22 protein-coding genes are annotated in these 25,970 nt (G+C 65.6%); 9 read left to right on the top strand and 13 right to left on the bottom strand.

The window, feature by feature from the left end; translation table 11 throughout:
* Nucleotides 1–71: 71 nt before the first annotated feature.
* From CK221_RS04110 to CK221_RS04090, 5 genes are all read right to left on the bottom strand, one after another.
* Nucleotides 72–944, bottom strand: a complete 873-nt coding sequence (locus tag CK221_RS04110) for an SMP-30/gluconolactonase/LRE family protein (protein WP_179295073.1) — start codon at nucleotides 942–944, stop codon at nucleotides 72–74.
* Nucleotides 944–1,582, bottom strand: a complete 639-nt coding sequence (locus tag CK221_RS04105) for a 2-dehydro-3-deoxy-6-phosphogalactonate aldolase (RefSeq protein WP_095776816.1) — start codon at nucleotides 1,580–1,582, stop codon at nucleotides 944–946. Before CK221_RS04105 ends, CK221_RS04110 begins: the two co-directional genes overlap by 1 nt.
* Entirely contained in the window at nucleotides 1,579–2,514 is a 936-nt protein-coding gene (locus CK221_RS04100; RefSeq protein WP_095776815.1) for a 2-dehydro-3-deoxygalactonokinase, read from the bottom strand. The genes CK221_RS04105 and CK221_RS04100 overlap by 4 nt, the downstream gene beginning before the upstream one ends.
* Nucleotides 2,511–3,278 carry an SDR family oxidoreductase gene (locus CK221_RS04095; RefSeq protein WP_095777080.1) on the bottom strand — a complete coding sequence of 256 codons (768 nt, stop codon included), beginning with the start codon at nucleotides 3,276–3,278 and terminating at the stop codon, nucleotides 2,511–2,513. The genes CK221_RS04100 and CK221_RS04095 overlap by 4 nt, the downstream gene beginning before the upstream one ends.
* A gap of 153 nt (nucleotides 3,279–3,431) precedes the next feature.
* The gene (locus tag CK221_RS04090) at nucleotides 3,432–4,781 is read right to left on the bottom strand and encodes an EAL domain-containing protein (RefSeq protein ID WP_067324636.1); all 1,350 of its coding nucleotides are present in this window, start codon (nucleotides 4,779–4,781) and stop codon (nucleotides 3,432–3,434) included.
* A gap of 253 nt (nucleotides 4,782–5,034) precedes the next feature.
* Between CK221_RS04090 and CK221_RS04085 the strand changes: the two genes are divergently transcribed.
* The 4 genes from CK221_RS04085 (at nucleotide 5,035) to CK221_RS04070 (ending at nucleotide 9,103) form a co-directional block, all read left to right on the top strand.
* Nucleotides 5,035–6,045, top strand: coding sequence for a glycosyltransferase (locus CK221_RS04085; RefSeq protein WP_245430571.1), 1,011 nt, complete (start codon nucleotides 5,035–5,037; stop codon nucleotides 6,043–6,045).
* Complete coding sequence (locus CK221_RS04080; RefSeq protein WP_095776814.1) at nucleotides 6,045–6,419, top strand: GtrA family protein; 375 nt, start codon at nucleotides 6,045–6,047, stop codon at nucleotides 6,417–6,419. The genes CK221_RS04085 and CK221_RS04080 overlap by 1 nt, the downstream gene beginning before the upstream one ends.
* 67 nt (nucleotides 6,420–6,486) lie before the next feature.
* Nucleotides 6,487–7,428: a glutathione synthase gene (gshB, locus tag CK221_RS04075; RefSeq protein WP_095776813.1), complete on the top strand. Its 942-nt coding sequence runs from the start codon at nucleotides 6,487–6,489 to the stop codon at nucleotides 7,426–7,428.
* 145 nt (nucleotides 7,429–7,573) lie between these two features.
* Nucleotides 7,574–9,103 (top strand): YifB family Mg chelatase-like AAA ATPase, encoded by a 1,530-nt coding sequence (locus CK221_RS04070; RefSeq protein ID WP_095776812.1) that lies wholly within the window; start codon nucleotides 7,574–7,576, stop codon nucleotides 9,101–9,103.
* Nucleotides 9,104–9,127: 24 nt separating this feature from the next.
* Here CK221_RS04070 and CK221_RS04065 read toward each other — a convergent pair whose 3' ends face one another.
* From CK221_RS04065 to lepA, 6 genes are all read right to left on the bottom strand, one after another.
* Nucleotides 9,128–11,302 (bottom strand): malate synthase G, encoded by a 2,175-nt coding sequence (locus tag CK221_RS04065; protein WP_095776811.1) that lies wholly within the window; start codon nucleotides 11,300–11,302, stop codon nucleotides 9,128–9,130.
* Nucleotides 11,303–11,559: 257 nt separating this feature from the next.
* Nucleotides 11,560–13,596: a hydantoinase/oxoprolinase family protein gene (locus tag CK221_RS04060; RefSeq protein WP_095776810.1), complete on the bottom strand. Its 2,037-nt coding sequence runs from the start codon at nucleotides 13,594–13,596 to the stop codon at nucleotides 11,560–11,562.
* Nucleotides 13,597–14,003: 407 nt separating this feature from the next.
* Nucleotides 14,004–14,351: a hypothetical protein gene (locus CK221_RS04045; protein ID WP_095776807.1), complete on the bottom strand. Its 348-nt coding sequence runs from the start codon at nucleotides 14,349–14,351 to the stop codon at nucleotides 14,004–14,006.
* A 197-nt stretch (nucleotides 14,352–14,548) separates the two neighbouring features.
* A complete protein-coding gene (locus CK221_RS04040; RefSeq protein WP_095776806.1) occupies nucleotides 14,549–15,058 on the bottom strand; it encodes a hypothetical protein in 510 nt (169 codons plus the stop codon).
* An 11-nt stretch (nucleotides 15,059–15,069) separates the two neighbouring features.
* The gene (locus CK221_RS30130) at nucleotides 15,070–15,582 is read right to left on the bottom strand and encodes a hypothetical protein (RefSeq protein ID WP_179295072.1); all 513 of its coding nucleotides are present in this window, start codon (nucleotides 15,580–15,582) and stop codon (nucleotides 15,070–15,072) included.
* 926 nt (nucleotides 15,583–16,508) lie between these two features.
* Nucleotides 16,509–18,314: a translation elongation factor 4 gene (gene lepA, locus CK221_RS04025; RefSeq protein WP_095777078.1), complete on the bottom strand. Its 1,806-nt coding sequence runs from the start codon at nucleotides 18,312–18,314 to the stop codon at nucleotides 16,509–16,511.
* A 424-nt stretch (nucleotides 18,315–18,738) separates the two neighbouring features.
* Here lepA and CK221_RS04020 point away from each other — a divergent pair, with 424 nt between their 5' ends.
* From CK221_RS04020 to msrA, 4 genes are all read left to right on the top strand, one after another.
* Complete coding sequence (locus CK221_RS04020) at nucleotides 18,739–19,803, top strand: pilus assembly protein TadG-related protein (protein WP_095776804.1); 1,065 nt, start codon at nucleotides 18,739–18,741, stop codon at nucleotides 19,801–19,803.
* A gap of 306 nt (nucleotides 19,804–20,109) precedes the next feature.
* A complete protein-coding gene (locus tag CK221_RS04015) occupies nucleotides 20,110–20,811 on the top strand; it encodes a DUF1223 domain-containing protein (RefSeq protein ID WP_095776803.1) in 702 nt (233 codons plus the stop codon).
* Between the two features lie 85 nt (nucleotides 20,812–20,896).
* A complete protein-coding gene (locus CK221_RS04010; RefSeq protein WP_095776802.1) occupies nucleotides 20,897–21,205 on the top strand; it encodes a hypothetical protein in 309 nt (102 codons plus the stop codon).
* 120 nt (nucleotides 21,206–21,325) lie between these two features.
* Nucleotides 21,326–22,054, top strand: a complete 729-nt coding sequence (msrA, locus tag CK221_RS04005) for a peptide-methionine (S)-S-oxide reductase MsrA (protein ID WP_095776801.1) — start codon at nucleotides 21,326–21,328, stop codon at nucleotides 22,052–22,054.
* A gap of 162 nt (nucleotides 22,055–22,216) precedes the next feature.
* Here the strand turns inward: msrA and CK221_RS04000 are convergent, their stop codons facing one another.
* Both CK221_RS04000 and CK221_RS03995 read right to left on the bottom strand, forming a co-directional pair.
* On the bottom strand, nucleotides 22,217–23,221 hold the full coding sequence (locus CK221_RS04000; protein ID WP_095777077.1) for a cytochrome d ubiquinol oxidase subunit II: 1,005 nt from the start codon (nucleotides 23,219–23,221) through the stop codon (nucleotides 22,217–22,219).
* A 187-nt stretch (nucleotides 23,222–23,408) separates the two neighbouring features.
* A complete protein-coding gene (locus CK221_RS03995) occupies nucleotides 23,409–24,770 on the bottom strand; it encodes a cytochrome ubiquinol oxidase subunit I (protein WP_095776800.1) in 1,362 nt (453 codons plus the stop codon).
* A gap of 262 nt (nucleotides 24,771–25,032) precedes the next feature.
* On the opposite strand from CK221_RS03995, the gene CK221_RS03990 reads away from it, so the two are divergent.
* The gene (locus CK221_RS03990) at nucleotides 25,033–25,959 is read left to right on the top strand and encodes an ABC transporter ATP-binding protein (protein WP_095776799.1); all 927 of its coding nucleotides are present in this window, start codon (nucleotides 25,033–25,035) and stop codon (nucleotides 25,957–25,959) included.
* Nucleotides 25,960–25,970: the final 11 nt, after the last annotated feature.

Here is a 25,970-nt window from a genome sequence, read left to right as displayed (position 1 = left end):
GCTACCATCGCATGGCGGTTGCAATCGGCTTTCAGGAAACCGACCTGAGCGAGCGATAATGCGCAAGCCGCTCAGGCGATCAGCACGCGCGGCTCGAAGCGGCCCCGGACCGGAATGTCGAGCAGGAAGGTCATGCCGGCCTGAGGATCGAGCTTGCGCTGCTTGTCGTCCTTGCCTTTCCAGGCCGATGTCACCGCAAGGCGGTCGGCGTTCGGCCCGACAAAGGCGGGGCAGGAAGGCTGCGTTACCGGCATCGGGATTTCGCGCAGCAGCATGCCGTCCGGCGAATACGCCTTCACCGCCTTGCCGCCCCAGACGGCGTTCCACAGCACCCCGTCGCGGTCGACGACCGAGCCGTCGACATAGCCTTTTTGCGAACGATGATCGACGAAGATGTTCGGCTCACCCGTCGGCAGGCCGGTCGCCGGATCGCAAGCGACGCGCATCAGAAGCCCGGTCGCGGTGTCGGTGTAATAGGCGATCGTCCCGTCGTCGGAAAAGCAGATCGAGTTGGACACGGTAATGTCGGAGAACAGTCGGCGAAGCTCGCCCTTGAAGAACCAGTAGATCGCGCCGGCGCCCTTGCCCTCGTCCTTGCCCATCGTGCCGGTCCACAACGCGCCGCAGGGATGGACGCGGGAATCGTTGGAGCGGGTCAGCGGATTGTCAGCTTCGATCGGCGTGTGCAGCGTCAACTTGCCGGTCGCCACATCGCGGACCTGCAGGCCGATCTCGGTGGCGATCAGCTGGCGGGCATCGTCGATGACGGCTATGGCGCTGGCCATCACGCCGAGATCATGGATTTTCAGCGCGCCGGCGAACGGCTTTTCCAGAAGCTTGCCATTGACGATGTCGAACCAGAACAGTGTCTCGGTGCCGGGATCGTAGCTCGGTCCCTCCCCCAACTGGCAAATGTGATCGCTGAAGACCGAAACGCTGTCCATCAAATCCCTCCGAAGGCTTCGTCCCAGGCCGCGACCGCGGCGCGGGCGCGCTCAGCCACTTCATCGACGCTGGCGCCCGGCTTATAAAGGCTCGACCCCAAGCCGAAGACGCTGACGCCGACGGCTTTGTAGCCGGCAAAATCCTTGTCCGAAACGCCGCCGACGGCGCCGATCAGCGCCGTTGCCGGCAGCACGGCGCGGATCGCCGAAATGCCGCCGGCGCCGAGCACGCTTGCCGGGAAGAATTTAAGCGCCGAAGCACCGAGCCTGATCGCCTGGAAGGCCTCGGTGGGCGTGAACACGCCCGGCATCGTCACCATGCCATACTGCATGGCGCGGCCCATGACATCGGCATCGATGTTGGGGCTGACCAGCAGCCGGCCGCCGGCCTTGTGCAATGCATCGACATCGGCCGCCGTCAGCACCGTGCCCGCGCCGACCAGTGCGGTTTCGGGGAGGACTTCCGCGATCCTGGTGATCGACGAAAACGGTTCCGGCGAATTGAGCGGCACCTCGATCGCCTCGATGCCAGCGTCGAAGACCGCCTGGCCTATTGAGATCGCCTCGGTCGGCTTGAGGCCACGCAGGATGGCGACCAGCCCGCGTTTCAATTTCGGAAAGGGTGCTGTCTGCGTCACGCGTCGCCTCCGATCATGCGGTTCTCGCGCGCGGCTTCGACAAGGCCGGCGCGCACCGCTTCATCCGCATCGACGATCCGAAAAGCAAGACCGGCGAAGCCAAGAGCGGCGCCATAGAGCGAAGCCAGCGCGCCGGAAGCGATCAGCACGACGGGCGCTTCACTGATGCCGTAGCGCCGCTTCGCCGAAGCGATCTCGCCGCCGATCAACAGCCCGGACAGGCACGCCGCCGCCTCGTCGGATTTCAAATCTTGCAGCAGCCCGGCGGCGCGGATCGCAAACAGCTTTGACGTGACATCGCCGCCTTCGCCCAGCGCGCGCTCGCACCACTGACGGAAGAACGGACCATCCGCCGTGACCGGTGCCGGATGCTCGCCAAGCGAATGTTTCAGGATCGAATGCGCGGCCAATACCGAAAACAACTCGCCGGTCGGCCAGGTGCCGAAGCCGGCGACCGCGCCGTCCTCGACCACGACCCATTTGGAATGGGTGCCCGGCATGCAGACGAGGTGGCGGCCCTTTGCCGGCAAATTCGCGCCGGCAAGCTGCGTCTCCTCGCCGCGCATGACATCCGGGGCGTCGGCGAGGCGCTGGGCGAGGCCGGGCACGATACGAATGTCGCGGCGCTCGCCTTCGATGCGGGCGGCGCCTGCCAAGATGGCGCCGATCGGCGCAGGCACGGTGACGTATGGCGCCTCGATCCAGCCCTGGCGGGAACCCGCCATGCCGCAGATGATGACGGGCAGGGACTCCGGCGCGCCCATGGCGGCGAGATGGCCCTCCAGCACCGTCGCAAAACCTTTTTCGCGCGCCGTGATCAGGCCGTCGTCGCCGCGCCGCTCGGCGAGCAACTGACCCGCGCCGTCAAGCAGCCAGGCCCTGAGCCTGGTCGTGCCCCAGTCGAGGGCGGCGACCGCAGGCGCGCCGCTCACAGCACGCCTCCGTCGACGATCAGCATTTGCGCGGTCAGCATGCGCGAGGCGTCCGACGCCAGGAACAGCACCGTGCCGACAATGTCGTCGGGCTGCATGGGCTCCTTGATGCATTGCTTGGCGACATGGGCGGCAAGCGCCTCCTCGGTGACCCAAAGCTCGCGCTGGCGTTCGGTGATCACCCAGCCGGGCGCGACCGCGTTGACGCGGATGCCGTCGGCGCCGAGCTTGCCGGCAAGGCCTTTGGTGAGACCGAGGATACCGGCCTTGGCGGCGGTGTAAGCCGGCAGATCGGGATGGTTGATGAGGTAGGACGTGGAGCTGAAATTGATGATCGAGCCGCCGCCGGCGCGCTTCATGCCCGGCGCCACCGCCTGGGCGGTGAAGAAATGCGGCCGCAGGTTGATGGCTAGGTTGTTGTCCCAGAACTCGATGGTGACATCCTTCACCTCATGGCGATCGTCGAGCGCGGCATTGTTGACCAGCGCAATGACATCGCCATGCGCTTTTGCCGCCTTCGCTACCGCGGCGCGCAGCGCCTCGACGTCGCGCAGATCAGTCTTGAGATAGAGCGGACGCCGGCCAAGCTCCCTTTCCAGACGGTCGGCCAGCGCCGTGCTGGGCTTGTCGGCGATGTCGATGAAGGCGACCTTGGCGCCTTGCCGCATGAAGCCCTCGGTCAGCGCCGCGCCGATGCCGGAACCGCCGCCGGTGATCAACACCGAGGCGCCGTCGAGGTCGGCGAAACGAGCCGATGGCATCATGATTTCTGTCTCCCTTTGGCCGGCGCGCATCCTAGCCATGCCGGCCCCGGGAGCAAGGGTGAAAAGGCGATTTCGGCGGCAATATGTCTGACAAAATAGCAACCGCGCTTCCGTGAGGCGCAGACGGGTCGGCTTGGATCGCAGGTTGGTCGATCAGATCGCCTTGGCGCGCAGCGCGCCGCGATAGGAATCGCGCAGATAGCCAAGCGTGGCGTCGGCATCGACGGGCTTGCCGAACAGATACCCCTGGCCACCCGCGCAGCCGAACTGGACGAGGCGGTCGGCCTGCGCTTCCTCCTCTATGCCTTCGGCCACAACGTCCATGCCGAGTCCTTCGCACATGGCGAGAATGGCACGGATGATGTGTTCCGAGGGGCGGTCTTCGAGGATCGAGGAAACGAAGGCGCGATCGATCTTCAGCTTGTCGAAATGGAATTCGCGCAGGCGCCCGAGCGACGACTGGCCGGTGCCGAAATCGTCGAGCGAGACGCGGATGCCGACGCGGCGCAGATCCTCGACGATCTTCTCGGCCGAAGCCGGGTCGGTCATCAGGCCGGTTTCGGTGATCTCGATCTCCAGCCGGCGCGGATCGAAGCCGGTGCGGTCGAGGATCGCCAGGATATGCAGGCCGGTGTTCTGGTCGACAAGCTGCGACGGCGACAGGTTGAAGGACAGGAACAGGTCCTTCGGCCAGTTGCGCGCCGCCTCGGTCGCCTTGCGCAGCACCAGCTGCGACAGCGGGCCGATGATGCCGCGCTCCTCGGCGATGGGAATGAACACGCTCGGCGGCACCATGCCGAGATCGCGATCGGTCCAGCGAGCCAGCGTCTCGAAGCCGATGGTGCGGCGACTGGTGAGGTCGACGATCGGCTGGAAATGCGGCTCGACCTCGCCGGCCGAGACGGCGCGGCGCAGCGCCTGCTCGATGCGGGTGACGCGCTTGGCGGCCTCCTCCATCTCGCGTGTGTAGACGACGACGCGGCCGCGGCCCGAGCGCTTGGCGTGGTAGAGCGCGGTCTCGGCCTTGTTGATCAGGATCTCTGTCGTCTCGTCGCCGGAATAAAACAGCGAGCAGCCGACCGAAGCCGACAATCTGGCGGTGCGCTCGCCGACATCATAGGGCGCCGACAGGATCTCGATCAGCATGCGCGATTTTTCGGCGGCCTGCTCCTCGCTGAACACCATCGGGTAGAGGAAGGCGAACTCGTCGGCGCCGATGCGACAGACGGTGGAATAGCCATCCATCGAGGCACGCAAGCGCATAGCCACCTGGATCAGGATGTCGTCGCCGGCCTTGTGGCCGAACAGATCGTTGATCGGTTTGAAGCCATCGAGATCGAGAATGCCGACGGTGAAGGGCGCGGGATCGTCGGCGCGGTCGCTGATCAGGCGATCGACCTTGTCGTAAAAGCGACGATGGTTGCCAAGTCCGGTCAGCGGATCGGTGAAGGCCAGATCCGCGTTTTCCCTGCCTGGCTGCCCGGTGCCAAACGTCGTTTGCATCATGTTCCTGTTCTGACGGGGGAATTTGTGACCAGACTGGCAGCAAAGCGTTTAGGAAAGGTATCGGAAAATCGATTTTCTGAAGATGCGGAAAAGGGTCTTGGCGCCACCCCTAGCGGTCCAGGGTCTTTGGCGGTGGAGGCTTAAACCGGGCATTAACAGCTTCAATAAATAGTAAAGCGGCCCGGAGGCGCCGGCATTGGGGCCGGCATTGGCGCGGCTGGTCGGCTGGGCCCGGGCACCGGAGACAGGCATGCCGCACGAGGTCCGCAACGAGCCGGCGATCGCCGTGCTCCTGCCCTGCTACAATGAGGAGCTGACGATCGGTGAGGTCGTGCGGCGCTTCCGCGAGACGCTGCCCTCCGCGACGATCTATGTCTACGACAACAATTCGAAGGACCTGACCGCGCTCAGGGCCCGCGCGGCCGGCGCGGTCGTCGTGCGCGAACCGCGCCAGGGCAAGGGCAATGTCGTGCGCCGCATGTTCGCCGACATCGAGGCCGACATCTATGTGATGGCGGACGGCGACGGCACCTACGCGCCGGAAGATGCGCCGGAGCTGATCAACACACTCTTGACCGAGCGCTCGGACATGGTGGTGGGCACCCGGCGGGGCGTCACCGACGACGCCGGCCGCTCCGGCCACGCCTTCGGCAACCGCATCTTCAACCGGCTCTACAAGGGCCTGTTCGGCGCCGATTTCACCGATATCTTTTCCGGCTACCGGGTCTTTTCGCGGCGCTTCGTCAAGAGCTTCCCGGCGGTTTCCGGCGGCTTCGAGATCGAGACCGAGATGTCGGTCCATGCCTCGCAGCTCAAGCTGCCGGTGAACGAGATGGCGCTCGACTACGGCCGCCGCCCGGAAGGCTCATCGTCGAAGCTGTCGACTTTCCGCGACGGCGCCAGGATCCTGTGGATGTTCGCCATGCTGGTGAAGGAGACGCAGCCGCTGCGTTTCTTCGGCACGTTTGCCCTGTTCTTCCTGGCGGCCAGCATCGGGCTGATGATCCCGGTGCTGATCGAGTTCGCCGAGACAGGACTTGTTCCGCGCATGCCGACCTGGGTGCTGTCCGTTGGCCTGCTCCTCTTGTCCATGCTGGCGATGGTCACCGGGCTGATCCTCGATTCGGTGTCGCGCGGCCGGGCCGAACAGAAGCGCATCTTCTATCTTTCCATCCCTGCCGGCCGCATCGAGCGACGCGCGGGCTTCAACGGCGAGGCCTCCCGGAAGAGGGAGGCGGGCAAGCCCTCGCGAGCCGCCTGATGGTCCGGCTTGGCCGCTTCGTGCTTGCCGGCGGCATCGGCTTCTTTGCCGATGCGGCCGCGCTCTGGCTGCTGCTTTCCGTCACGCCGCTAGGGCCGCTGGCGGCGCGCGTGCTGTCGATCGGCTTCGCGCTCACCGTCACCTGGCAGATCAACCGGCATCTGACCTTTGCGCCGTCGAGCCGAGGCATCGCGCAGGAAGGCGCGCGTTACGGGGGCGTCGGCGTCGCCACCAGCATCGTCAATTATCTCGTCTATTGTGCCCTTCTGTTCGCGCTGCCCTCCCTGCCGCCGCTGGCGGCGCTGACGGTCGCCTCGCTGGTCGCGATGGCGCTGTCCTTCGTCGGCTATTCCCGGCTGGTCTTCGACCGATAGTCTCTGGCCGATTGGCAGATGCCGCCGATTTCCCTATATCGGCGGCAGAGATTGCCGGAGGCCCGAGATGCCGTTGAAAATCGCCGTCCAGATGGACCATGTGTCGACGGTGTCGATCGCCGGCGACACCACCTTCGCGCTGTCGCTGGAAGCGCAGCGGCGCGGCCACAAGCTTTTCCACTACACGCCCGACCGGCTGTCGATGCGGGACGGGAACGTGTTCGCGCGCGCCGAGGAGATGCAGGTGCGCGACGAGAAGGGCAGTCATTATTCGCTGGGCGAGCCGGTGCGCACCGATCTGTCGGAGATGGACGTGGTGCTGCTCAGGCAGGACCCGCCCTTCGACATGAACTACATCACCACCACCCACATTTTGGAACGCATCCATCCGACGACGCTGGTGGTCAACGACCCGGCCTGGGTGCGCAACAGCCCGGAAAAGATCTTCGTCACCGAATTCCCGGACCTGATGCCGGAAACGCTGATCACCAAGGACCCCCAGGAGGTGGCCGCCTTCCGCAGGGAGTTCGGCGATATCATCGTCAAGCCGCTCTACGGCAATGGCGGGGCGGGCATCTTCCATCTGCACGAGGCCGACCGCAACCTTGCCTCGCTGCTCGAAATGTTCGGCCAACTGTTTCGCGAGCCCTATATCGTGCAGCGCTATCTCAAGGACGTGCGCAAGGGCGACAAGCGCATCATCCTGATCGACGGCGAGCCGGTGGGCGCCATCAACCGCGTGCCGGCCGAGCACGATTCGCGCTCCAACATGCATGTCGGCGGCCGCGCCGAGAAGACCGAGCTGACGGAGCGCGAACGCGAGATTTGCGCCCGCATCGGGCCGGCGCTCAGGGAACGCGGCTTCATCCTCGTCGGCATCGATGTGATCGGCGACTACATGACCGAGATCAACGTCACCTCGCCGACCGGCGTGCGCGAGGTGCGGCGCTTCGGCGGCGCGGACATTGCTGCCCTGTTCTGGGACTGCGTGGAAGGAAAGCGGAAGTAGCGCCCCTCAGGTGCCCCTGAGCGGGACCGTATGTTCCGGTAATGTTCTTGCTTAAGCCGCAAATCTGTGGTTGTCTAAACCAAACTCGCTCGCCGCCTGATCGCAGGACCTGCGAGCGAGCCGGTATCCGGGGGCTTGAGACAAGATGGTAGCGCGGGTTCGCACGGTGGCTTTCCAGGGCATCGAGGCCGTGCCGGTCGATGTCCAGGTGATGATCGCGCCGGGCAAGGTCGGGATGCAGATCGTCGGTTTGCCGGACAAGGCGGTGGCAGAGAGCCGGGAACGCGTGCAGGCCGCGCTTCATGCCTCCGGCCTGTCGATGCCGTCGAAGAAGGTGACGGTGAATCTCGCGCCGGCGGACCTGCCCAAGGAAGGCAGCCACTACGACCTGCCGATCGCGCTCGGATTGATGGCCGCGCTCGGCGCCATTCCTGGCGATATGCTGGCCGGCTATGTCGTGCTCGGCGAATTGTCGCTCGACGGCACCATTGCCGCTGTCGCCGGCGCGCTGCCGGCGGCGATCGGCGCCAACGCCGAAGGCAAAGGCCTGATCTGTCCGTTCGCCTGCGGGCCGGAGGCAGCCTGGGCCGGCAAGGATTTCGATATCCTGGCGCCGCGCAGCCTGATCGCCATCGCCAACCATTTTCGCGGCACCCAGGTGCTGTCGCGTCCCGAGGCCGGCATCCAGGTCGCCGCGCGCGATCTGCCGGACCTTGCCGACATCAAGGGCCAGGAAAGCGCCAAGCGGGCGCTGGAAGTGGCGGCGGCGGGCGGCCACAATCTCCTGATGGTCGGACCGCCGGGCTCGGGCAAGTCGATGCTGGCGCAAAGGCTGCCCTCGATCTTGCCGCCGCTGGCGCCGAAGGAGCTGCTCGAAGTCTCGATGATCGCGTCGGTGGCGGGCGAGCTCGGCGAAGGCAAGCTGACAGACCGACGGCCGTTCCGGGCGCCACATCATTCGGCGTCGATGGCGGCGATGGTGGGCGGCGGCTTGCGCATGCGGCCGGGCGAAGTGTCGCTTGCGCATCACGGCGTGCTGTTCCTCGACGAGTTCCCGGAATTCACGCCGCAGACGTTGGACGCGCTGCGCCAGCCGCTGGAGACCGGCGACTGCGTGATCGCGCGCGCCAACCACCGCGTCACCTATCCGGCGCGCATCCAGCTGGTGGCGGCGATGAACCCGTGCCGCTGCGGCATGTCGGGCGAGCCCGGCTATCGCTGCCTGCGCGGCGAGCGCTGCCGCACCGAATACCAGGCGCGCATTTCCGGCCCGCTGCTCGACCGCATCGATCTCAGGATCGAAGTGCCGGCAGTCTCGGCAAGCGACCTGATCCGGCCGGACAAGGCCGAGACCAGCGCCGCGGTGGCGCAGCGCGTGGCGCGCGCCCGGGCCATGCAGCGCGAGCGGCTGGAAAGGCTGGGTGCGGCGGCCACCACCAACGCGCACTGCCCGCCTTCGGTCATCGAGGCGATCGCCAGGCCCGACGCCGCCGGGCTGACGCTGCTCAAGGACGCCAGCGAAAAGCTCGCCTTCTCGGCGCGAGCCTATCACCGCGTGCTGAAGGTCGCGCGGACGCTCGCCGATCTCGACGCCAGCGAAACCGTCGGCCGCATCCATCTCGCCGAGGCGATCTCCTACCGCATGAGCGCGGAGCGCATGGCGCAGGCGGCGTAAGGTCCCTGGCGCGGATTTCCGGCGCTACCCCGCCCGGTCCTTCGCCTTCAGCTCCAGCCTGCGCGCATGCAGCACCGGCTCGGTGTAGCCGTTGGGCTGAACGGTCCCCTTGAATACCAGGTTGCAGGCGGCCTGGAAGGCGATCGACTTGTCGAAATCCGGCGCCATCGGCCGGTAGAACGGGTCGCCGACATTCTGGCGATCGACGATCGCTGCCATGCGCTGCAGCGAATCCCGGACCTGGATCTCCGAGCACACCTTGTGGCGCAGCCAGTTGGCGATGTGCTGCGAGGAAATGCGCAGCGTGGCGCGGTCCTCCATCAGGCCGACATCGTTGATATCGGGCACTTTCGAGCAACCGACGCCCTGATCGATCCAGCGCACGACATAGCCCAGAATGCCTTGCGCGTTGTTGTCGAGCTCGCGCTGGATCTCGTCCGGCGTCCAGTTCGGCCGCACCGCCACGGGCACCGACAGGATGTCGTCGAGCCTGGCCTTCGGCCGGCTCCTCAGCGCCGCCTGCACGGCGTGCACATCCACTTTATGATAGTGCGTGGCGTGCAGCGTCGCCGCGGTCGGCGAGGGCACCCAGGCGGTGTTGGCGCCGGCCTTGGGGTGCGCGATCTTCTGTTCCAGCATCGCCGCCATCAAATCCGGCATCGCCCACATGCCCTTGCCGATCTGGGCGTGGCCGGCGAGCCCGCATTCCAGGCCCGTATCGACGTTCCACGCCTCATAGGCGGAAATCCAGGCCGCCTGCTTCATGTCGCCCTTGCGGATCATCGGGCCGGCTTCCATCGAGGTGTGGATCTCGTCGCCGGTGCGGTCGAGGAAGCCGGTGTTGATGAAGACGACGCGCTCTCTGGCGGCGCGGATCGCTTCCTTGAGGTTGACGGTGGTCCGCCGCTCCTCGTCCATGATGCCCATCTTGATGGTGTTCTTGGCCATGCCGAGCAGGACCTCGACGCGATCGAAGATTTCCACGGCGAAGCCGACTTCCTCCGGCCCGTGCATCTTGGGCTTCACCACATACATCGAGCCGGCACGGGAGTTGGCGCGGCGGCCGTTGTCGCCGACATCGTGCAGCGCGATCAGCGCGGTGAGCGCCGCGTCCATCATGCCTTCCGGCACCTCGTTGCCGTCGCGGTCGAGGATCGCCGGATTGGTCATCAGGTGGCCGACATTCCTGACCAGCATCAGCGAGCGTCCGGGCAGCAGCAGCTGGCCGCCATTCGGCGCCGTGTAGCGGCGGTCCGGATTGAGCTTGCGGACAAAGCTCTTGCCGGCCTTGGTGATCTCTTCCGCCAGGTCGCCCTTCATCAGGCCGAGCCAGTTGCGATAGACGACGACCTTGTCCTCGGCATCGACGGCGGCGACCGAATCCTCGCAATCCTGAATGGTGGTCAAGGCGGCCTCGAGGACGACGTCGGCAATGCCGGCCGCATCGGTCTTGCCGATCTGACTGGCATGGTCGACGACGATCTCGATATGCAGGCCGTTCTTTACCAAAAGCACGGCTTCCGGCGTGGCGGCGTCGCCGCGATAGCCGACGAACTGCTTTAGGTCGGCAAGCGTGGTGGCGCCGGCGCCTTCGCCGACCTTCAGCGCGCCGTTCGCCACCGACAGCCCGTTGATGCCGGCCCATTTGCCGGTGGTGAGCGGCACGGACTGGTCGAGGAAGTCCCTGACCCAGGCGATCACCTTGGCGCCGCGCATGGGATTGAACGTTTTGCCCTTTTCGGCGCCTGCGGTCTCGGGAATGGCGTCGGTGCCGTAGAGCGCGTCATAAAGCGAGCCCCAGCGCGCATTGGCGGCATTGAGCGCATAGCGCGCGTTCATCACCGGCACGACCAGCTGCGGCCCGGCGACGACCGCGATCTCCGGATCGACATTTTCGGTCGAGACGCTGAAGGCCGGACCTTCCGGCACCAGATAGCCGATCTCTTCGAGGAAAGTTTTGTACAGCTCCATGTCGACCGGCGCGCCGTTGGCGCGGTACCAGTCGTCCAGCCTCTCCTGCATGGCGTCGCGCTTGGCGAGCAGCGCGCGGTTCTTCGGCGCGAGGTCGTGGACGATCTCTGAAAAGCCGGTCCAGAACTGTTCCGGATCGATGCCGGTGCCGACTGCTGCCTCCTCGGCAACGAAGTCATGGAGCTCCCGGGCAATCTGCAACCCGGCGATCTCGATGCGGTCGGTCATCAGCACGTCTCCAGATGGGTAAGGCTTTGCCGGGGCTTTGACATGTTTGGGGTTCAAGGGTCAATTCGGCTTAGGGTGAAGGTGCGGATTTTGGCGGCAAGCGAATCTCCCCCCTTGAGGGGGAGATGGCCGGCAGGCCAGAGGGGGTCGCCTCGCGTGGAGCGCGAGCTCTATTCGTTGCAGCAGGCCGGGCCCAGTCGGGCCGACCCCCTCTGTCTCCTTCGGCGACATCTCCCCCTCAAGGGGGGAGATTGCTTCTAAACCGCAATCCTTGGGCGCCCTGAGGCCACCGCCACCACATGCGCCTCGATGAACATGCGCTGGTTCTCGACCGTCGAGACCTTGAACTCGGTGGAAACATCGATTTCGGCGCTGTCGGTGCCGGCATTTTTCGCGCGTTCGGCGACGATCGCCCGCACGTCGGCTTCCGCCGCGGCGATCGCCTTCTCCTCCTCGGTGAAGTCGCGCACCGTCTGCCCCGAGGCAAGCCGGAAAAGCCCTTCCCTGGGCTGGCTGACGCGAGCTTCGGCCGAGACGCGGACCTGGCCGACGACCGCGCCGAGCGCGTTGGCGACATCGGTGTCCTCCGGCACAATGCAGCCATTGCCGATCAGCGGCGGCAGGCCGGCGTAATGCAGCGGCGCCGAGGCGCCGAGGCCGATCACCGGCCGGTCGAGCGCGACGCTGAAGCGGGCGATGCCGAGATGCGCATCGACGGCGCGCTGCACCAGCGCGTGCGCGACGGTCGCGGCGCCGTCCAGCCCGTCCTCGGCGAAGGCGGTTTCGAGAATATATTCGGCCGACCAGCGCGTCAGCGTGACGAGCACGCGCTGGGCGAGCGCTTCCGGCGTCGCGGCGATCGGCTGGCCGCGGCCGTCGCGGCGGCGGGAAAACAGCTCGGCGCCGAGACGGGCGGCGGCGGGATCCCAGTTCGACTGCTTGCCGAGCACATGGGCGGCGTCGGACGGCGTGAAGCCGCAAATGTGCACCAGGCCGCGCGCCACCAGCCGGTTGAGCGTAGCGTTCTGGGCGTTGGAGCTGAGCAGCCGGTCGAGTGCCAGCGGGGTGGCGCCGATCGCCTCGTAGAGTTTCGCTTCCGGCGCGGTGAGGCCGGCGGCGAGGCGATCCGGCACGCCGGTGCGCACGGCAAAACGCCCGTCCATGCGGCCGGGATTCGGCGCGCGCAGCTGCCGCTCCAGCTCGGCGGTGACGGCTTCGCCATGCGCCAGGCCGGCCAGCGCCAGCGGCACCAGGCGGCGCGGCCCGAGCAGGATCTTGGGGTCGAGCGCGCCGTCCTCCAGCGCCACTTCGGAGTCGCCGCCAAGGCCGAAGGTGCGCATGGCGACGGCTTCGACCATGGTGCGGAAGCCGCCGACGGTGGCGCCTTCCGGATCGAGCCGCGGCCGGCCGCTATCCAGCACGGCGACGTCGGTGGTGGTGCCGCCGATGTCCGAGACCATGGCGTCGTCCAGCCCGGTCATGTGGCGGGCGCCGACCAGGCTGGCGGCCGGGCCGGAGAGGATGGTCTCGATCGGCCGCTGGCGGGCGAAGGCCGCCGAAACCAGCGCGCCGTCGCCGCGCACCACCATCAAAGGTGCGGCGATGCCGCGCCGGCCAAGAAAGCCTTCGGTCGCCGCGACCAGCCGGTCGATCATCGAGATCAGCCGGGCGTTGAGCAGCGTGGTGAGCGCGCGGCGCGGACCGCCAAGCTTGGCCGAAAGCTCGTGGCTGGCGGTGACCGGCAGGCCGGTTTTTTCGCGGATCAGGTCGCGCGCGGCGAGCTCATGCGCCGGATTGCGGGTGGCGAAATAGGCGCAGACGGCGAAGCCCGACACCGAACGCCCAAGCTCCGGCAACGCCGCCTCGAGGCCGGAAAGATCGAGCTTCGCGGCATTGCCGTGCACGTCGTGGCCGCCGGGGCAGAACACCACCGGATCGCTGCCCAGAGCCGTCTTCAGCCCGTCGCGGGCAAGGTCGGCCTCGGCAAAGCCGATCATCACCAGCGCCACGCGCCCGCCCTGGCCCTCGACCAGCGCGTTTGTGGCAAGCGTGGTCGACATCGACACCAGCTTGATCGCGGCCGGGTCGGTACCGGATTTCTCCAGCACCGCGTCGACCGCGCCGGAAATGCCGACGGCGAGATCGTGGCGCGTGGTCAGCGCCTTGGCCTTGGCCAGCACCTTGCCCTTATCTGGGTTGTCCAGGGGCCCGCCCTCCTCCGACCACAGCACGGCGTCGGTATAGGTGCCGCCGGTGTCGATGCCGAGGAAGAGCGGTTTTGGCTTGGCGGTCATTTGGCGGTGGCAAGTCCGGGCAAGAGGTTTTGGTGCCTGCCCCTTAGCCGATACGGGCCGGCGGATAAAGGCGGGAGCGATGGGCCAAGAGCAGAGATGGTGCGGCTTCGAAGAATTTGCTGAGACGCCAGCGCCAAGCCACCCCCCTCTGTCCTGCCGGACATCTCCCCCTCAGGGAGGGAGATTGGCAACTTCCGCGCCGCGCCATTCCTGCAATGTTGGCAATAGGCGAGGGCCGGTGTGACAGCTGATCTCCCCCCTTGAGGGGGAGATGGCCGGCAGGCTAGAGGGGGTCATCTCGCATGGAGCGCCGGCCTGGTTCTGCAGCCGGAGGCCGAGTCCGGTCGGACCGACCCCCTCTGTCGCCTTTGGCGACATCTCCCCCTCGAGGGGGGAGATTGGCAGCTTCACTCCGCCAGATCCACCGTCTCGGTCGAATGCTCGACGCAGATGAAGCAGCAGGTGTCGCAGGGCTGGTCGTTGTCGGGGCCGACGCCGGCGGTGACGGAATCGTTACCGGCCACCCAGGCGCCCCAGCAGATGTGCTCGCCGGGCTCGCAGGAGATCGGCACGGATTTGCGCGCCTGCGGCCGGATCAGAAAAACCTTGTCGCCGCCCGGCCAGACCTTTTCGCTGTCGCGGCTGAACAGTTCCAGCGCGACGCCGTCGGAGCGCTGGTTGCGGACAAAGACCGACATGTCGGCGGCGAAGGCCGGCGCGGTGAAGAGAAGGGCGGCGAGCAGAGCGCGAATCATGGTGAGGGTTCCCGAGGGGGAGTAGAGCACGGGAAGCACCGGTAATCTCCCCCCTCGAGGGGGAGATGGCCGCGAAGCGGTCAGAGGGGGTCCTTGCGCGTAGAACGCCGACCTCATCTCGTGCCGCACGGCGTCGGCGCTCCACGCGGCGACCCCCTCTGTCGCCTTTGGCGACATCTCCCCCTCGAGGGGGGAGATCAGCGCCTCACCACCACGTGCGGCGCGAATGTCTTCACCGCCTCGATCAAGTCCTGGTCGTGGATGTCGAGCGAGGAGATCTCCATGTGCACGGTGGTCTTGCCGAAGGGCATCAGGCCGAAGGCATTGGCGGCGGCGTATTTGATCGCGTCGGGCGGCTCCTCGGTGAGTTCGAAATTGAGCATCGCCGCGCCCTTGCCGCCGGAGGCGAGGCGCACGCTCCGCACCTTGTTCCACGGCACCAGCACGTCGCCGGCGCGAGCATCGCGAAAACCGCGCTGATCAAGCGTGACCTTGACCGAATTGTCGAAGGCGCCGCGCGAAATGAAGACGCCGAGCGCCAGGAAGGCGACGCCGAGCAGCGCGATCCACAGCACATGGCCGCTGGACGTCCCCGAGGCGAGGCCCTGCAGCGCGCCGAAGCCAAAGATGCCGCCGATCAGGAACGGTCCCACCGCCGGCAGGATCTTGCCCGAGGCGCTGTTGCGGATTTCGAGCGGCGCGGCCATTTTTCGCCCGCTCAACGCTGCGATTTCAGCAGCGTCCAGATCCAGCCGACGAAGGTGAGGACCAGGAACGGATAGCCGGCGGCGGGCAACGGCGCCGATGTGGGCAAAAGCGGCGCGCCCCAGAGGATCATCAGGGCCGAGACGACGAAGAGCACGGCCGCGACGAAAGCGGTAAGCCGTATCCACAGCGCGAAGGTTTTTGGCGCGCTGACCATGACCAGCCCCGCCGCCCAGAGGCAAATGCCGCCGACATAGGACGGCACGCTCGCCTCAAGGCCCGCCGCATTGCCGGCCAGAAGCAGGCTTTCGCCGGCGAGGTAGGTGAGGAAGCCGGCCGCGACGAGATCATTGCCCAGCCGCTGGTATTTCATCGTCAGCAGCGCCGCCGCGACGACGACCCCCACGCCATCGATGGTCCACAGCGTCTCGCGCAGCGCGTCGCTGGCAACGAAGGCACCTGCCATGCCCAACGCGGCGCCGATGGCGAGGCCGATCGCGGCGGCGGTGTCCGTGGTGGAGCGCATGCGATGTCTCCCCAAGCCGGGAAGAGGATACACCGAGGTGGGGTGGTGGTGAAGGGCTGGGCCGATCAGTCTCGGGGCGCCGCATATGCGGTGATGGCGAAACAGAAGCGGCGGCGTCGTTTGATTTACTGGTGCTCGGCACTACATCTTTTGGAATTTCCGCTCTACTAAGAATCATTCATATGAACGATCGGCCGCAGCGAACGGAGTTGCGTCGAAGATTTACGCCAAGAGAAGGCGGCTATGATTTTCACGCTAGCCTCCGCCGATTTTGCCAGCGCCTGATGACTGGAGAGACACTTGACGTCTTGCTGGCGGCCAGTTCAACGATTTCACAAGGATCTGAGAGGCGGTCGGCCCAACTTGGCCTGCAGCAGCTGGCGGTCTGGAGAGATCAAAATCCAGGTACAGTTCTGGAGTTCCCCGCAGTGACAGTGCGGAGCCCGGCAGGGACGTTTTCGGTTACCTTCACACCAAATTTCGGCCTCCAGGTCGGGGGCCAGTCCGTCGCAATCCATGTTTGGAACACTGCGACACCACGGCTAGAGCCGCGATTGGTTCGGGCCGTCCTGTCTTCAGTCCAACCGGCTTATTGGGCGACGGACAATAGGCCTGACGATATTGCTGTCTTGTGCCTGCGGACTATGCGTCTTATTCGTCTCGGCGACGCCTCGGATGTCGCAGAACTAGGGCGGCTCATCTTCGCGGGTATAGACGGGGTCTTTCAAGAAATGGCTGCGGCTTTGCGCGAAGCTCCGCCGGCGCCAGAAGATCGTCCGGGACCACCACCCGGAGAGTAATCCCGACCGCGCAGCTTCAGCGCCGCGCTGGCGGGGGACCCGCTGCCGGCAGCTCCCCCGGTTTCGAAGCCTGCCATCGATTCACTGGATCGATGGCTTGGCGCGCTCCGCGCGCCAACCGGCTTCTCAATCCCCCATCTTAAGCGCCTGGATGAACGCCTCCTGGGGAATATCGACCTTACCAAACTGCCGCATCCGCTTCTTGCCCTCTTTCTGCTTGTCGAGCAGCTTGCGCTTGCGGGTCACGTCGCCGCCGTAGCATTTGGCGGTGACGTCCTTCCTGAGCGCCGAGACGGTCTCGCGGGCGATGATGCGGCCGCCTATTGCGGCCTGGATCGGGATCTTGAACAGGTGCTGCGGGATCAGCTCCTTCAGCTTCTCGCACATGGCGCGGCCGCGCTTTTCCGCCGCCGACCGGTGCACCAGCATGGACAAAGCGTCGACCGGCTCGTCATTGACCAGGATCGACATCTTCACCAGGTCGCCCTCGCGATAGTTGGTCAGGTGATAGTCGAAGGAGGCGTAGCCCTTGGAGATCGACTTCAGCCGGTCGTAGAAATCGAACACGACTTCGTTGAGCGGCAAATCGTAGGTGAGCATGGCGCGCTTGCCGACATAGGAGAGATCGGCCTGGATGCCGCGCCTATCCTGGCAGAGCTTCAGGATGCCGCCGAGATAATCGTCGGGCGTAAGAATCGTGGCGCGGATCCACGGCTCCTCGATCGAGGCGATCTTGACCACGTCGGGCATGTCGGCCGGATTGTGCAGTTCCTTGGTCGTGCCGTCGACGAGGTTCATGCGGTAGACGACGGACGGCGCAGTGGCGATGAGGTCGAGGTTGAACTCGCGCTCCAGCCGCTCCTGGATGATCTCCAGATGCAGCAGCCCCAGGAAGCCGCAGCGGAAGCCGAAGCCGAGCGCGGCCGACGTCTCCATTTCATAGGAGAAGGACGCGTCGTTGAGGCGCAGCTTGCCGACGGCGGCGCGCAGGTCCTCGAAATCGGCGGCGTCGACCGGGAACAGGCCGCAGAACACCACCGGCTGCGCCGGCTTGAAGCCGGGCAATGCCTTTTGCGTCGGGCGGCGATCCTCGGTGATGGTGTCGCCGACGCGGGTGTCGGCCACTTCCTTGATCGAGCCGGTGAAGAAGCCGAACTCGCCGGGGCCGAGCTCGTCGACATTGACGCGGGCCGGCTTGAAGACGCCGGTGCGCTCAACGAGATATTTTGCGCCGGTGCCCATCATGCGGATGGTCTGGCCCTTCTTCATCACGCCGTCGATGACGCGGACCAGCACGATGACGCCGAGATAGGCGTCGTACCAGCTGTCGACCAGCATGGCCTTCAAGGGTGCTGCGATGTCGCCCTCGCGCGGCGGCGGCAGCTGGTGGACGATCGCCTCCAGCACGTCCGGCACGCCCAGCCCGGTCTTGGCCGAGATCAGCACGGCGTTGGAAGCGTCGAGGCCGATCACCTCCTCGACCTGCTCGCGGATGCGCTCGGGCTCGGCCGCCGGCAGGTCGACCTTGTTCAGCACCACGACGATCTCGTGGTTGTTGTCGATCGCCTGATAGACATTGGCCAAGGTCTGCGCCTCGACCCCTTGCGAGGCGTCGACCACCAGCAGCGAGCCCTCGCAGGCGGCGAGCGAACGCGACACCTCATAGGCGAAGTCGACATGGCCGGGGGTGTCGATGAGGTTCAGCACATAATCCTCGCCGTTTTTGGCGCGGTAGTTCAGCCGAACGGTCTGGGCCTTGATGGTGATGCCGCGCTCGCGCTCGATGTCCATCGAGTCCAGCACCTGCTCCTTCATGTCGCGCTCCTCCAGCGCGCCGGTGAGCTGGATCAGCCGGTCGGCAAGCGTGGATTTGCCATGGTCGATATGGGCGACGATGGAGAAATTGCGGATGTGGTCGAGGGGCGTCGTCATGCGGCGCGCTTTAGCAGGGGCGGGTTTAAGGGGCAAGCGGTGGGCCCGGGGAGATCGGAGCAGAGCAGGCAAAGACGCTCGCCAATGTCTGAACACGGCCAATGATCGGAGGCCGGCGCTGCCCCTCATCGCCCTGCCGGGCACTTCTCCCCGTAAGTGACGGGGAGAAGGGGCTGGCCGCCGCCTCGGTACCTTTCTTGCAGCGTTCCAAATTGGCGAAATCGTCGATGGGGGCGCCCCTCTCCCCGTTACCATACGGGGAGAGGATGCCGGCAGGCAGGTGAGGGGCAGCGCAAGCGTTTGAAGGTTAGGGCGCCTCCGCGCAAAAATTCAAATCCACTTAAACTTTCATGCACTCATTTTAGGCATATCTCCACCTCTGGTGGCAGGCAGGTTGCATTGCCGGTGTGTATGGGGTTGGGGCATGTTCTCGTCGGCAAGAGATTTCGTTCGATCGCAAGGCGGCTCGATGCTGCCGATGATGGCGCTGTTGGCGATCCCGCTGCTGCTCGCGGTCGGCTTTTCCGTCGACTACACCTCGGCGGTGACGACCAGGAGCAACATGCAGCAGGCGCTCGACGCCGCGATCCTGTCGATCACCACGCTGCCGGCCACGACCTCGAAGGCCGATCGCCAGACGGCGCTGCAGCAGGCCTATGTCGCCAATAGCGGGCTGGGCGACGCGACGCTCACCGCCGTCAACGTCGCCGCCGACGGCACGGCGACGTTCAGCGCCACGGCGGCCTATCCGATGCCGACCAGTTTCATGCAGATCGCCAGGATCAATTCGGTCGATGTCGGCGTCGGCTCCTCGGTGCGCAAGATGCCGGCGCTGGTGCAGTCCACCTTCAAGGTGACGAAGGTGTCGGGCTACTGGAACAAGACGATGACGCTCTACGGCACCCAGTTCGGCCAGACCAAGGCCAAGCCGCTGATGACGATCAGCTATAACTACAACGGCTATGGCGACCCGAAGGGCTACGGCACAACCACGGTGAGCACCATCAACGGGTCGACCACGACCGTGGTGCAGAAACAGGTCTGCACGACCTCGACGGTCGACAATTTCAACAATCTGCCGAGCGGGGCGATCACCCAGACCAGCGGCAGCAACAAGTACGTCACGACCTGCGCCGATACCTTCTATCCGGCCAATGGCGCCGGCGCGGTGATCGATGTCAGCCAGATGGACCAGCTCTATCTGCAAATGGATGTTCCCTCGGGCAACCCGAAGGTGCTGAAGTCGAACGATCCCAACACCTCGAACCGACTCTATATCGGCACCAGCGCCACCGATATGCCCGAGGTCGCGACCGGCCAGAAGGTCGACATCTTCACCTCGGTGCCCTGCGGCCAGACCGGCTACCAGGCCTGGGAAGACGGCGGCAACCCGGTGCCGGCGCCGGTTTCCAATGCCGACTTCTTCTACAATGTGACCGGCAAATGCGCCTTCGACCAGCGGCCGTCCGAGACCGTGCTGACGCAGTAGGAACTGCCGATCTCCCCCCTTGTGGGGGAGATGGCCGGCAGGCCAGAGGGGGGCGCTGTCCGCCGGCTTAGCCGGCTAGCGGGGACTAGGCGGAAACGGCCGGCTGTCCCGGTACTGCGGTCTATCGATGGGCTTGCGCTCTACGTCGCCCCCCTCTGTCCTGCCGGACATCTCCCCCACAATGGGGGGAGATTGGACGTCGCCACGGCCTTCGCCACTCTCCGATATCACAAACCGGTGAAGCTGTAACGAAGTCCTCCGCGGCGGCGAAATGGGAGCATTGCCCCGCTACGGAGACTGCTTCCAATGACCGGATTGAAGACAAGGATCGGCCTGCTTGCCGGCGCGGCATTTGCTGCGCTTGCCGCCACGCTCGATGCCGCTTCCGCTGAGCCGCTTACCGTGGTCGAGCTGTTCACCAGCCAGGGCTGCTCGTCCTGCCCGCCGGCCAATGCCAATCTGATCAAGGTCAAGGACCGGCCGGGCGTGCTGGCGCTGTCCTTCAACGTCACCTACTGGGACTATCTCGGCTGGAAGGACAGTTTCGGCCGGCAGGAATTCACCCAGCGCCAGGTCGCCTACGAGCCGCCGCTCGGCCATGACGGGCCGTTCACGCCGCAGGTGGTGGTGAACGGCAGCGCCGACGCCGTCGGTGCGGCGCCCGGCGAGATCGAGCGGCTGATCTCGACAACCCCGTACGCCAAGGGTCCGGCGCTCTCGCTCGGCGACGGCAAGGTGAGCATCGGCGCCGGCACAGCGCCCGGCAGGGCGGCCGATGTCTGGCTGGTGCGCTACGCACGCGGCGTCGTCGAGGTGCCGGTGGCGCGCGGCGAGAACACCGGACGCACGCTGCCGCATGCCAATGTCGTGCATTCGCTGCAGAGGCTCGGCCGCTGGAACGGCGAGGCGACGACGCTGCCGCTGCCTGCGGCACCCAAGGGCTTGAGCACGGCAGTGCTGGTGCAGACGCCGGCCGGCGGGCCGATCCTGGCCGCCGCGGCAAACTGATTTTTCTTTTCGCGCGGGCCGCATCAGAGCGGCAACGCTTAACCAAGGGCCCGCATCCGCGCGCCGCAACCCAAGGAGAACTAGCATGACCAAATTCCTTACGCTGCCGGCGCTGGCTTTCGCGCTTGCCGCTGCCGCGTTCGTTGCCGGCGCCCGCGCCGACGACACGACCGACGCGATGAAGCCCGCCAATGCGATGGCGACCGAAGCCATGAAGCCGGCGACCGATGCTATGATGCCGACCGGCGCGATGAAGCCCGCGGATAAAATGAAGCCCGATGCGATGGCGACCCAGGCGATGAAACCCGCCACGGATGCCATGAAGCCCGCGGATGCGATGAAGCCCGTGACGGATGCGATGAAGCCTGCCGACGCGATGGCGCCGGCGCAATAAGTCAGCGGCCCGGTCTCTTGGCAACAATCGCCATCGGCCAGAAGCCGCCCGCACGGCAAAGTGAGAAACCAGCGGCGGCTTGCTTCGTATATAGTGGAACAACGAACAAGGAGATCCGACATGAACGGCATCGACAAAAAGGCGGCGCGGCGCTCGCTGGCCCCGCTTGCAGCGCTGGTGCTGACGGCGGCCGCGGCCGTCTTCTGGCAGACGCCGGCGCGTTCGGCCGAGGACGCGGTGGTGATCCCGCCGCCGGCTATGGATGAAAAGGCCGCCGGCGGCACGGAGAAAGCGATCTTCGCCGGCGGCTGCTTCTGGGGCGTGCAGGGCGTGTTCCAACACGTCAAGGGCGTCAGCAAGGCCGTCTCCGGCTACGCCGGCGGCAGCGCCGAGCACGCCGTCTACGAGGTCGTCGGCACCGGCCGCACCGGACACGCGGAATCGGTCGAGATCACTTACGATCCGTCGAAGGTCACCTATGGCCAGCTGCTGCAGGTCTATTTCTCGGTCGCGCACAATCCGACGCAGCTCAATTACCAGGGGCCGGACCAGGGCACCCAGTACCGCTCGACGATCTTCGCCGAGAATGACGAGCAGAAGAAGATCGCCGAGAGCTACATCGCCCAGCTCGACAAGGCCAAGGTATTTTCGAAGCCGATCGTGACGACGCTGGAAACCGGCAAGACCTTCTATCCGGCCGAGGATTACCATCAGGATTTCCTGACGCTGAACCCGAACTACCCCTATATCGTCTACAACGACCTGCCGAAGATCGAGAATTTGAAAGCGCTGTTTCCCGCGCTCTACAGCGAGAAGCCGGTGCTGGTGCTGGCAAGTAGCAAAAGCTGAGCCGCGCAGATCTCCCCCCTCGAGGGGGAGATGTCGCCGAAGGCGACAGAGGGGGTCGCCGCGCGTGGAGCGCCGACTGTCTGCAGCAAAGCAGGCTGAGCCCAGTCGGACCAACCCCTCTGCCTGCCGGCCATCTCCCCCTCGAGGAGGGAGATTATGCGCTCAATCGTAGGTCAGATCTGTCGCCTTGCCGCCGAACACGCGGTAGGCGTAGAACGAATAGAAAATAATGATCGGCAGCACGACGACGGTGCCGACCAGGATGAAGGCCAGGCTCTCCGGCGCCGAGGCGGCCTGCCAGATCGTCAGCTTGTCGGGCACGACATAGGGATAGAACGACCAGGCAAGCCCGGCGAAGCCGAGCGCGAAGATGGCGGCCAGAGTCAGGAACGGCCGCAGCGCATGCCGGTCGTCGGACTTGGGCAGATGAAACGTCTGCCGCCACAGCCACAGGAACAAGAGCGCCGATACGATCGGCAGCGGCGAGAGATAGAGGATCTCCGGCCAGAGGAACCATCTGTCGAAGATGCGCGGGCTGGCGAAGGGCGTGGCCAAAGAGACCGCGACCATGCCGAGCGCAGTCAACACCAGCGTGACGCGCAGCCAGCGCACCGCCTTTCCTTGCAGGTCGCCCTCGGTCTTGTAGATCAGCCAGGCCGAGCCCATCGCCGCGTAGGCCGCCGACAGGCAGAGCGCGACCAGCGCGCCGAAGGCCATGCCGCCAATGCCGACATCGAGGCCGAGCACATAGACGCCGAGCATATAGCCCTGCGCCAGCGAGGCCATGGTGGAGCCCAAAAAGAAGATCCGGTTCCAGCGGTGCTTCTTGCCGGCCGGCACCTTGGCGCGGAAATCGAAGGCAACGCCGCGCAGGATCAAGCCGACCAGCAGCAGGAACACCGGGATATAGAGCGCGGTGAGGATGGTGCCGTGCGCCATCGGAAAGGCGACCAGCAAGAGCCCGACCGCCAGCACCAGCCAGGTCTCGTTGGCGTCCCAGAACGGGCCGATCGCCGCGATCATCGTGTCCTGCTCGGCATCTTCGGCGCCTGCGAACAGGATGCCGATGCCGAGGTCGAAACCGTCGAGAATGACGTAGATCAGGATGGCGAGGCCCATCAGGCCGGCAAAGATCAGCGGAAGCGCGGTTGGCCAGTCGAAGGTCATCTTTCTTTCCTCCAACCGAGATTGGTCCGACATGCGGCGATACTGTTCGAAGCAACCGTTTCGGATCGATTGCGAGGGTTGGCGCCGCCCCTCATCGCCCTGCCGGCCGCAACGCGAGGGGCAGCGCCGACCTCAGAAGAAAGCCCCGCATCGAACCGACCGCACCGCTTGTCTTGCTCCTGCATGTTCACTCTCCGGCGGCCGGCTGCGACATCGCGGCGTTCATGACGCCGGGCAGCGGCGAGGTGTCGCCTTCCTTGGCCGCCTTCAGCGCGAGATGCACCAGCACGCCGAGATAGGCGATCAAGAGCAGCACATAGAGGATGAGATAGACGGCCAGGGTCAGCGCGACATGGCTGCCGGCGACCGGGCCGACGGCATCGGCCGTCTTCAACACGCCGGTGACCAGCCAGGGCTGGCGGCCGATCTCGGTCGTGTACCAGCCGGCCAGCGTCGCCAGCCAGCCGGAGAGCGCCATCGGCACCATGATCAGGGCCAGCGGCTTAGGCAGGCTGCGGCGACGCTTGAGGAAGAAGGCCGCCGACCAGGAGACGATGAGCATCAGGATGCCGGTGCCGACCATGACGCGGAAACCCCAGAACACCGGGAAGACCGGCGGGTGGTTGCCCGGATAGTCGTTGAGGCCGGGCACGACGCCGCTTGTGCTGTGGCGCAGGATGAGGCTGGCGCCATCGGGAATGGCGAGCTCGAACCTGTTTTCCTTGGCTGCTTCGTCGGGCAGCGCGAACAGCACCAGCGGCACGTGGGCGCCGGTGTTCCAGTTCGCCTCCATGGCGGCGATTTTCTGCGGCTGGTGCTCGAGCGTGTTCAAGCCGTGCTGGTCGCCGGCAAAGATCTGGATCGGGATCAGGATGGCGGCGGCGAAGACGCCGGTGCGCAGCGCCTTCCACATCGATTCCGAGCGGTCGCCATATAGGTAGCGCAGCGCCGAGCAGCCGGCGATCAGGAAGGAGACCGTGAGCCCGGAGGCGAGCAGCATGTGGACCAGCCGGTAGGGCATGGACGGATTGAAGATGACCGCCCACCAGTCGAGGGCATGCGCCTTGCCGTCGATCATCTCGAAGCCGGCCGGCGTCTGCATCCAGGAGTTCAGCGCGATGATCCAGAAGGCGGAAACCGTGGTGCCGCCCGCCACCAGCACGGTCGCCAGCGTGTGGATGCGGTTGGAGACGCGGCGGAAGCCGAACAGCATGATGCCGAGGAAGGCCGCCTCGAGAAAGAAGGCGGTCAGCACCTCATAGGCAAGCAGCGGGCCGGCGATGTTGCCGACCGTTTCCATATAGCCCGGCCAGTTGGTGCCGAACTGGAAGCTCATGGTGACGCCCGAAACCACGCCCATGGCGAAGGAGAGCGCGAACACCTTCACCCAGGTGAAATAAGCGCGCATCCAGGCCGAGTCGCCGGTGGCGTTGTAGCGGAGCTTGAAGAAGAGAAGCACCCAGCCAAGTGCAATGGTGATCGCCGGAAACAGGATATGGAACGAGATATTCGCGCCGAACTGGATGCGCGACAGGATGAGCGGGTCCATGCTGGGCTCCGGCTGCAATTCAGGCTTGAAGGATAGGCTTCGAACACGCATCGGTCAAAGCGGCGCGGCGTCACGCGAGGCGCGTTGTCGCAGCGTCGGGCGATCATGGACAGACGCACCGCGTGACAGCTTGCAGAGGCCGTTCGACGTCGCGAGCGGCGGCGACTGTCGAGAACTGTCAGCAGCACGGTCGATTGTCGGTTTGCATAAAACGACATCCGACCTATATCAGGTCACGTTTTCCAGCCGGCCATATTTCAGCATGTCATCCATCATCTCCATCTCCGGCGTCACGAAAACCTATGCCACCGGTTTCAAGGCGCTGAAGGAAATCAACCTCGACATCGAGCGCGGCGAGATCTTCGCCCTGCTCGGACCGAACGGCGCCGGCAAGACGACGCTGATCTCGATCGTCTGCGGCATCGTCAACCGCTCGTCGGGCAGCGTCACCGTCGATGGTCACGATATCGGCAGGGACTACCGCGCGGCGCGCAGCCTGATCGGGCTGGTGCCGCAGGAGCTCACCATCGACGCCTTCGAGACGGTCTGGGCGACGGTGAACTACAGCCGCGGCCTGTTCGGCAAGGCGCCCGACAAGGCTTTCGTCGAGAAGGTGCTGCGCGATCTCTCGCTGTGGGACAAGAAGGACGCCAAGGCGATCACGCTTTCGGGCGGCATGAAGCGCCGGCTGATGATTGCCAAGGCGCTGTCGCACGAGCCGCGCGTGCTGTTCCTCGACGAGCCGACGGCGGGCGTCGACGTCGAGCTGCGCCAGGACATGTGGGCGATGGTCAGGCGGCTGCGCGAGGACGGCGTCACCATCATTCTGACGACGCATTACATCGAGGAGGCCGAAGCGATGGCCGACCGGGTCGGCGTCATCAACCGCGGCGAGATCATCCTGGTCGAAGGCAAGGCCGAGTTGATGCGCAAGCTCGGCCGCAAGCAGATGACGCTGGAGCTGCGCGCGCCGCTCGCCGCCTTGCCCGTGGGCCTGTCGCGCTATGCGCTGGAGCTGTCGGCGGACGGCAACGAACTCACCTACACCTATGACAGCCAGAGCGACCGGCCGGGCGTCGCCTCGCTGATCCGCGATCTCGAGGCCGCAGGCATTCAGTTTCACGATCTCGACACCAAAAACAGCACGCTCGAAGAGATCTTCGTCAATCTGCTGAGGCAAGAGCCATGAACCGCCACGCG

The sequence above is a fragment of the Mesorhizobium sp. WSM3868 genome (genome assembly GCF_002294785.1).
Classification (GTDB): Bacteria; Pseudomonadota; Alphaproteobacteria; order Rhizobiales; family Rhizobiaceae; genus Mesorhizobium.
This window is presented reverse-complemented; position numbering and strand designations above follow the sequence as displayed.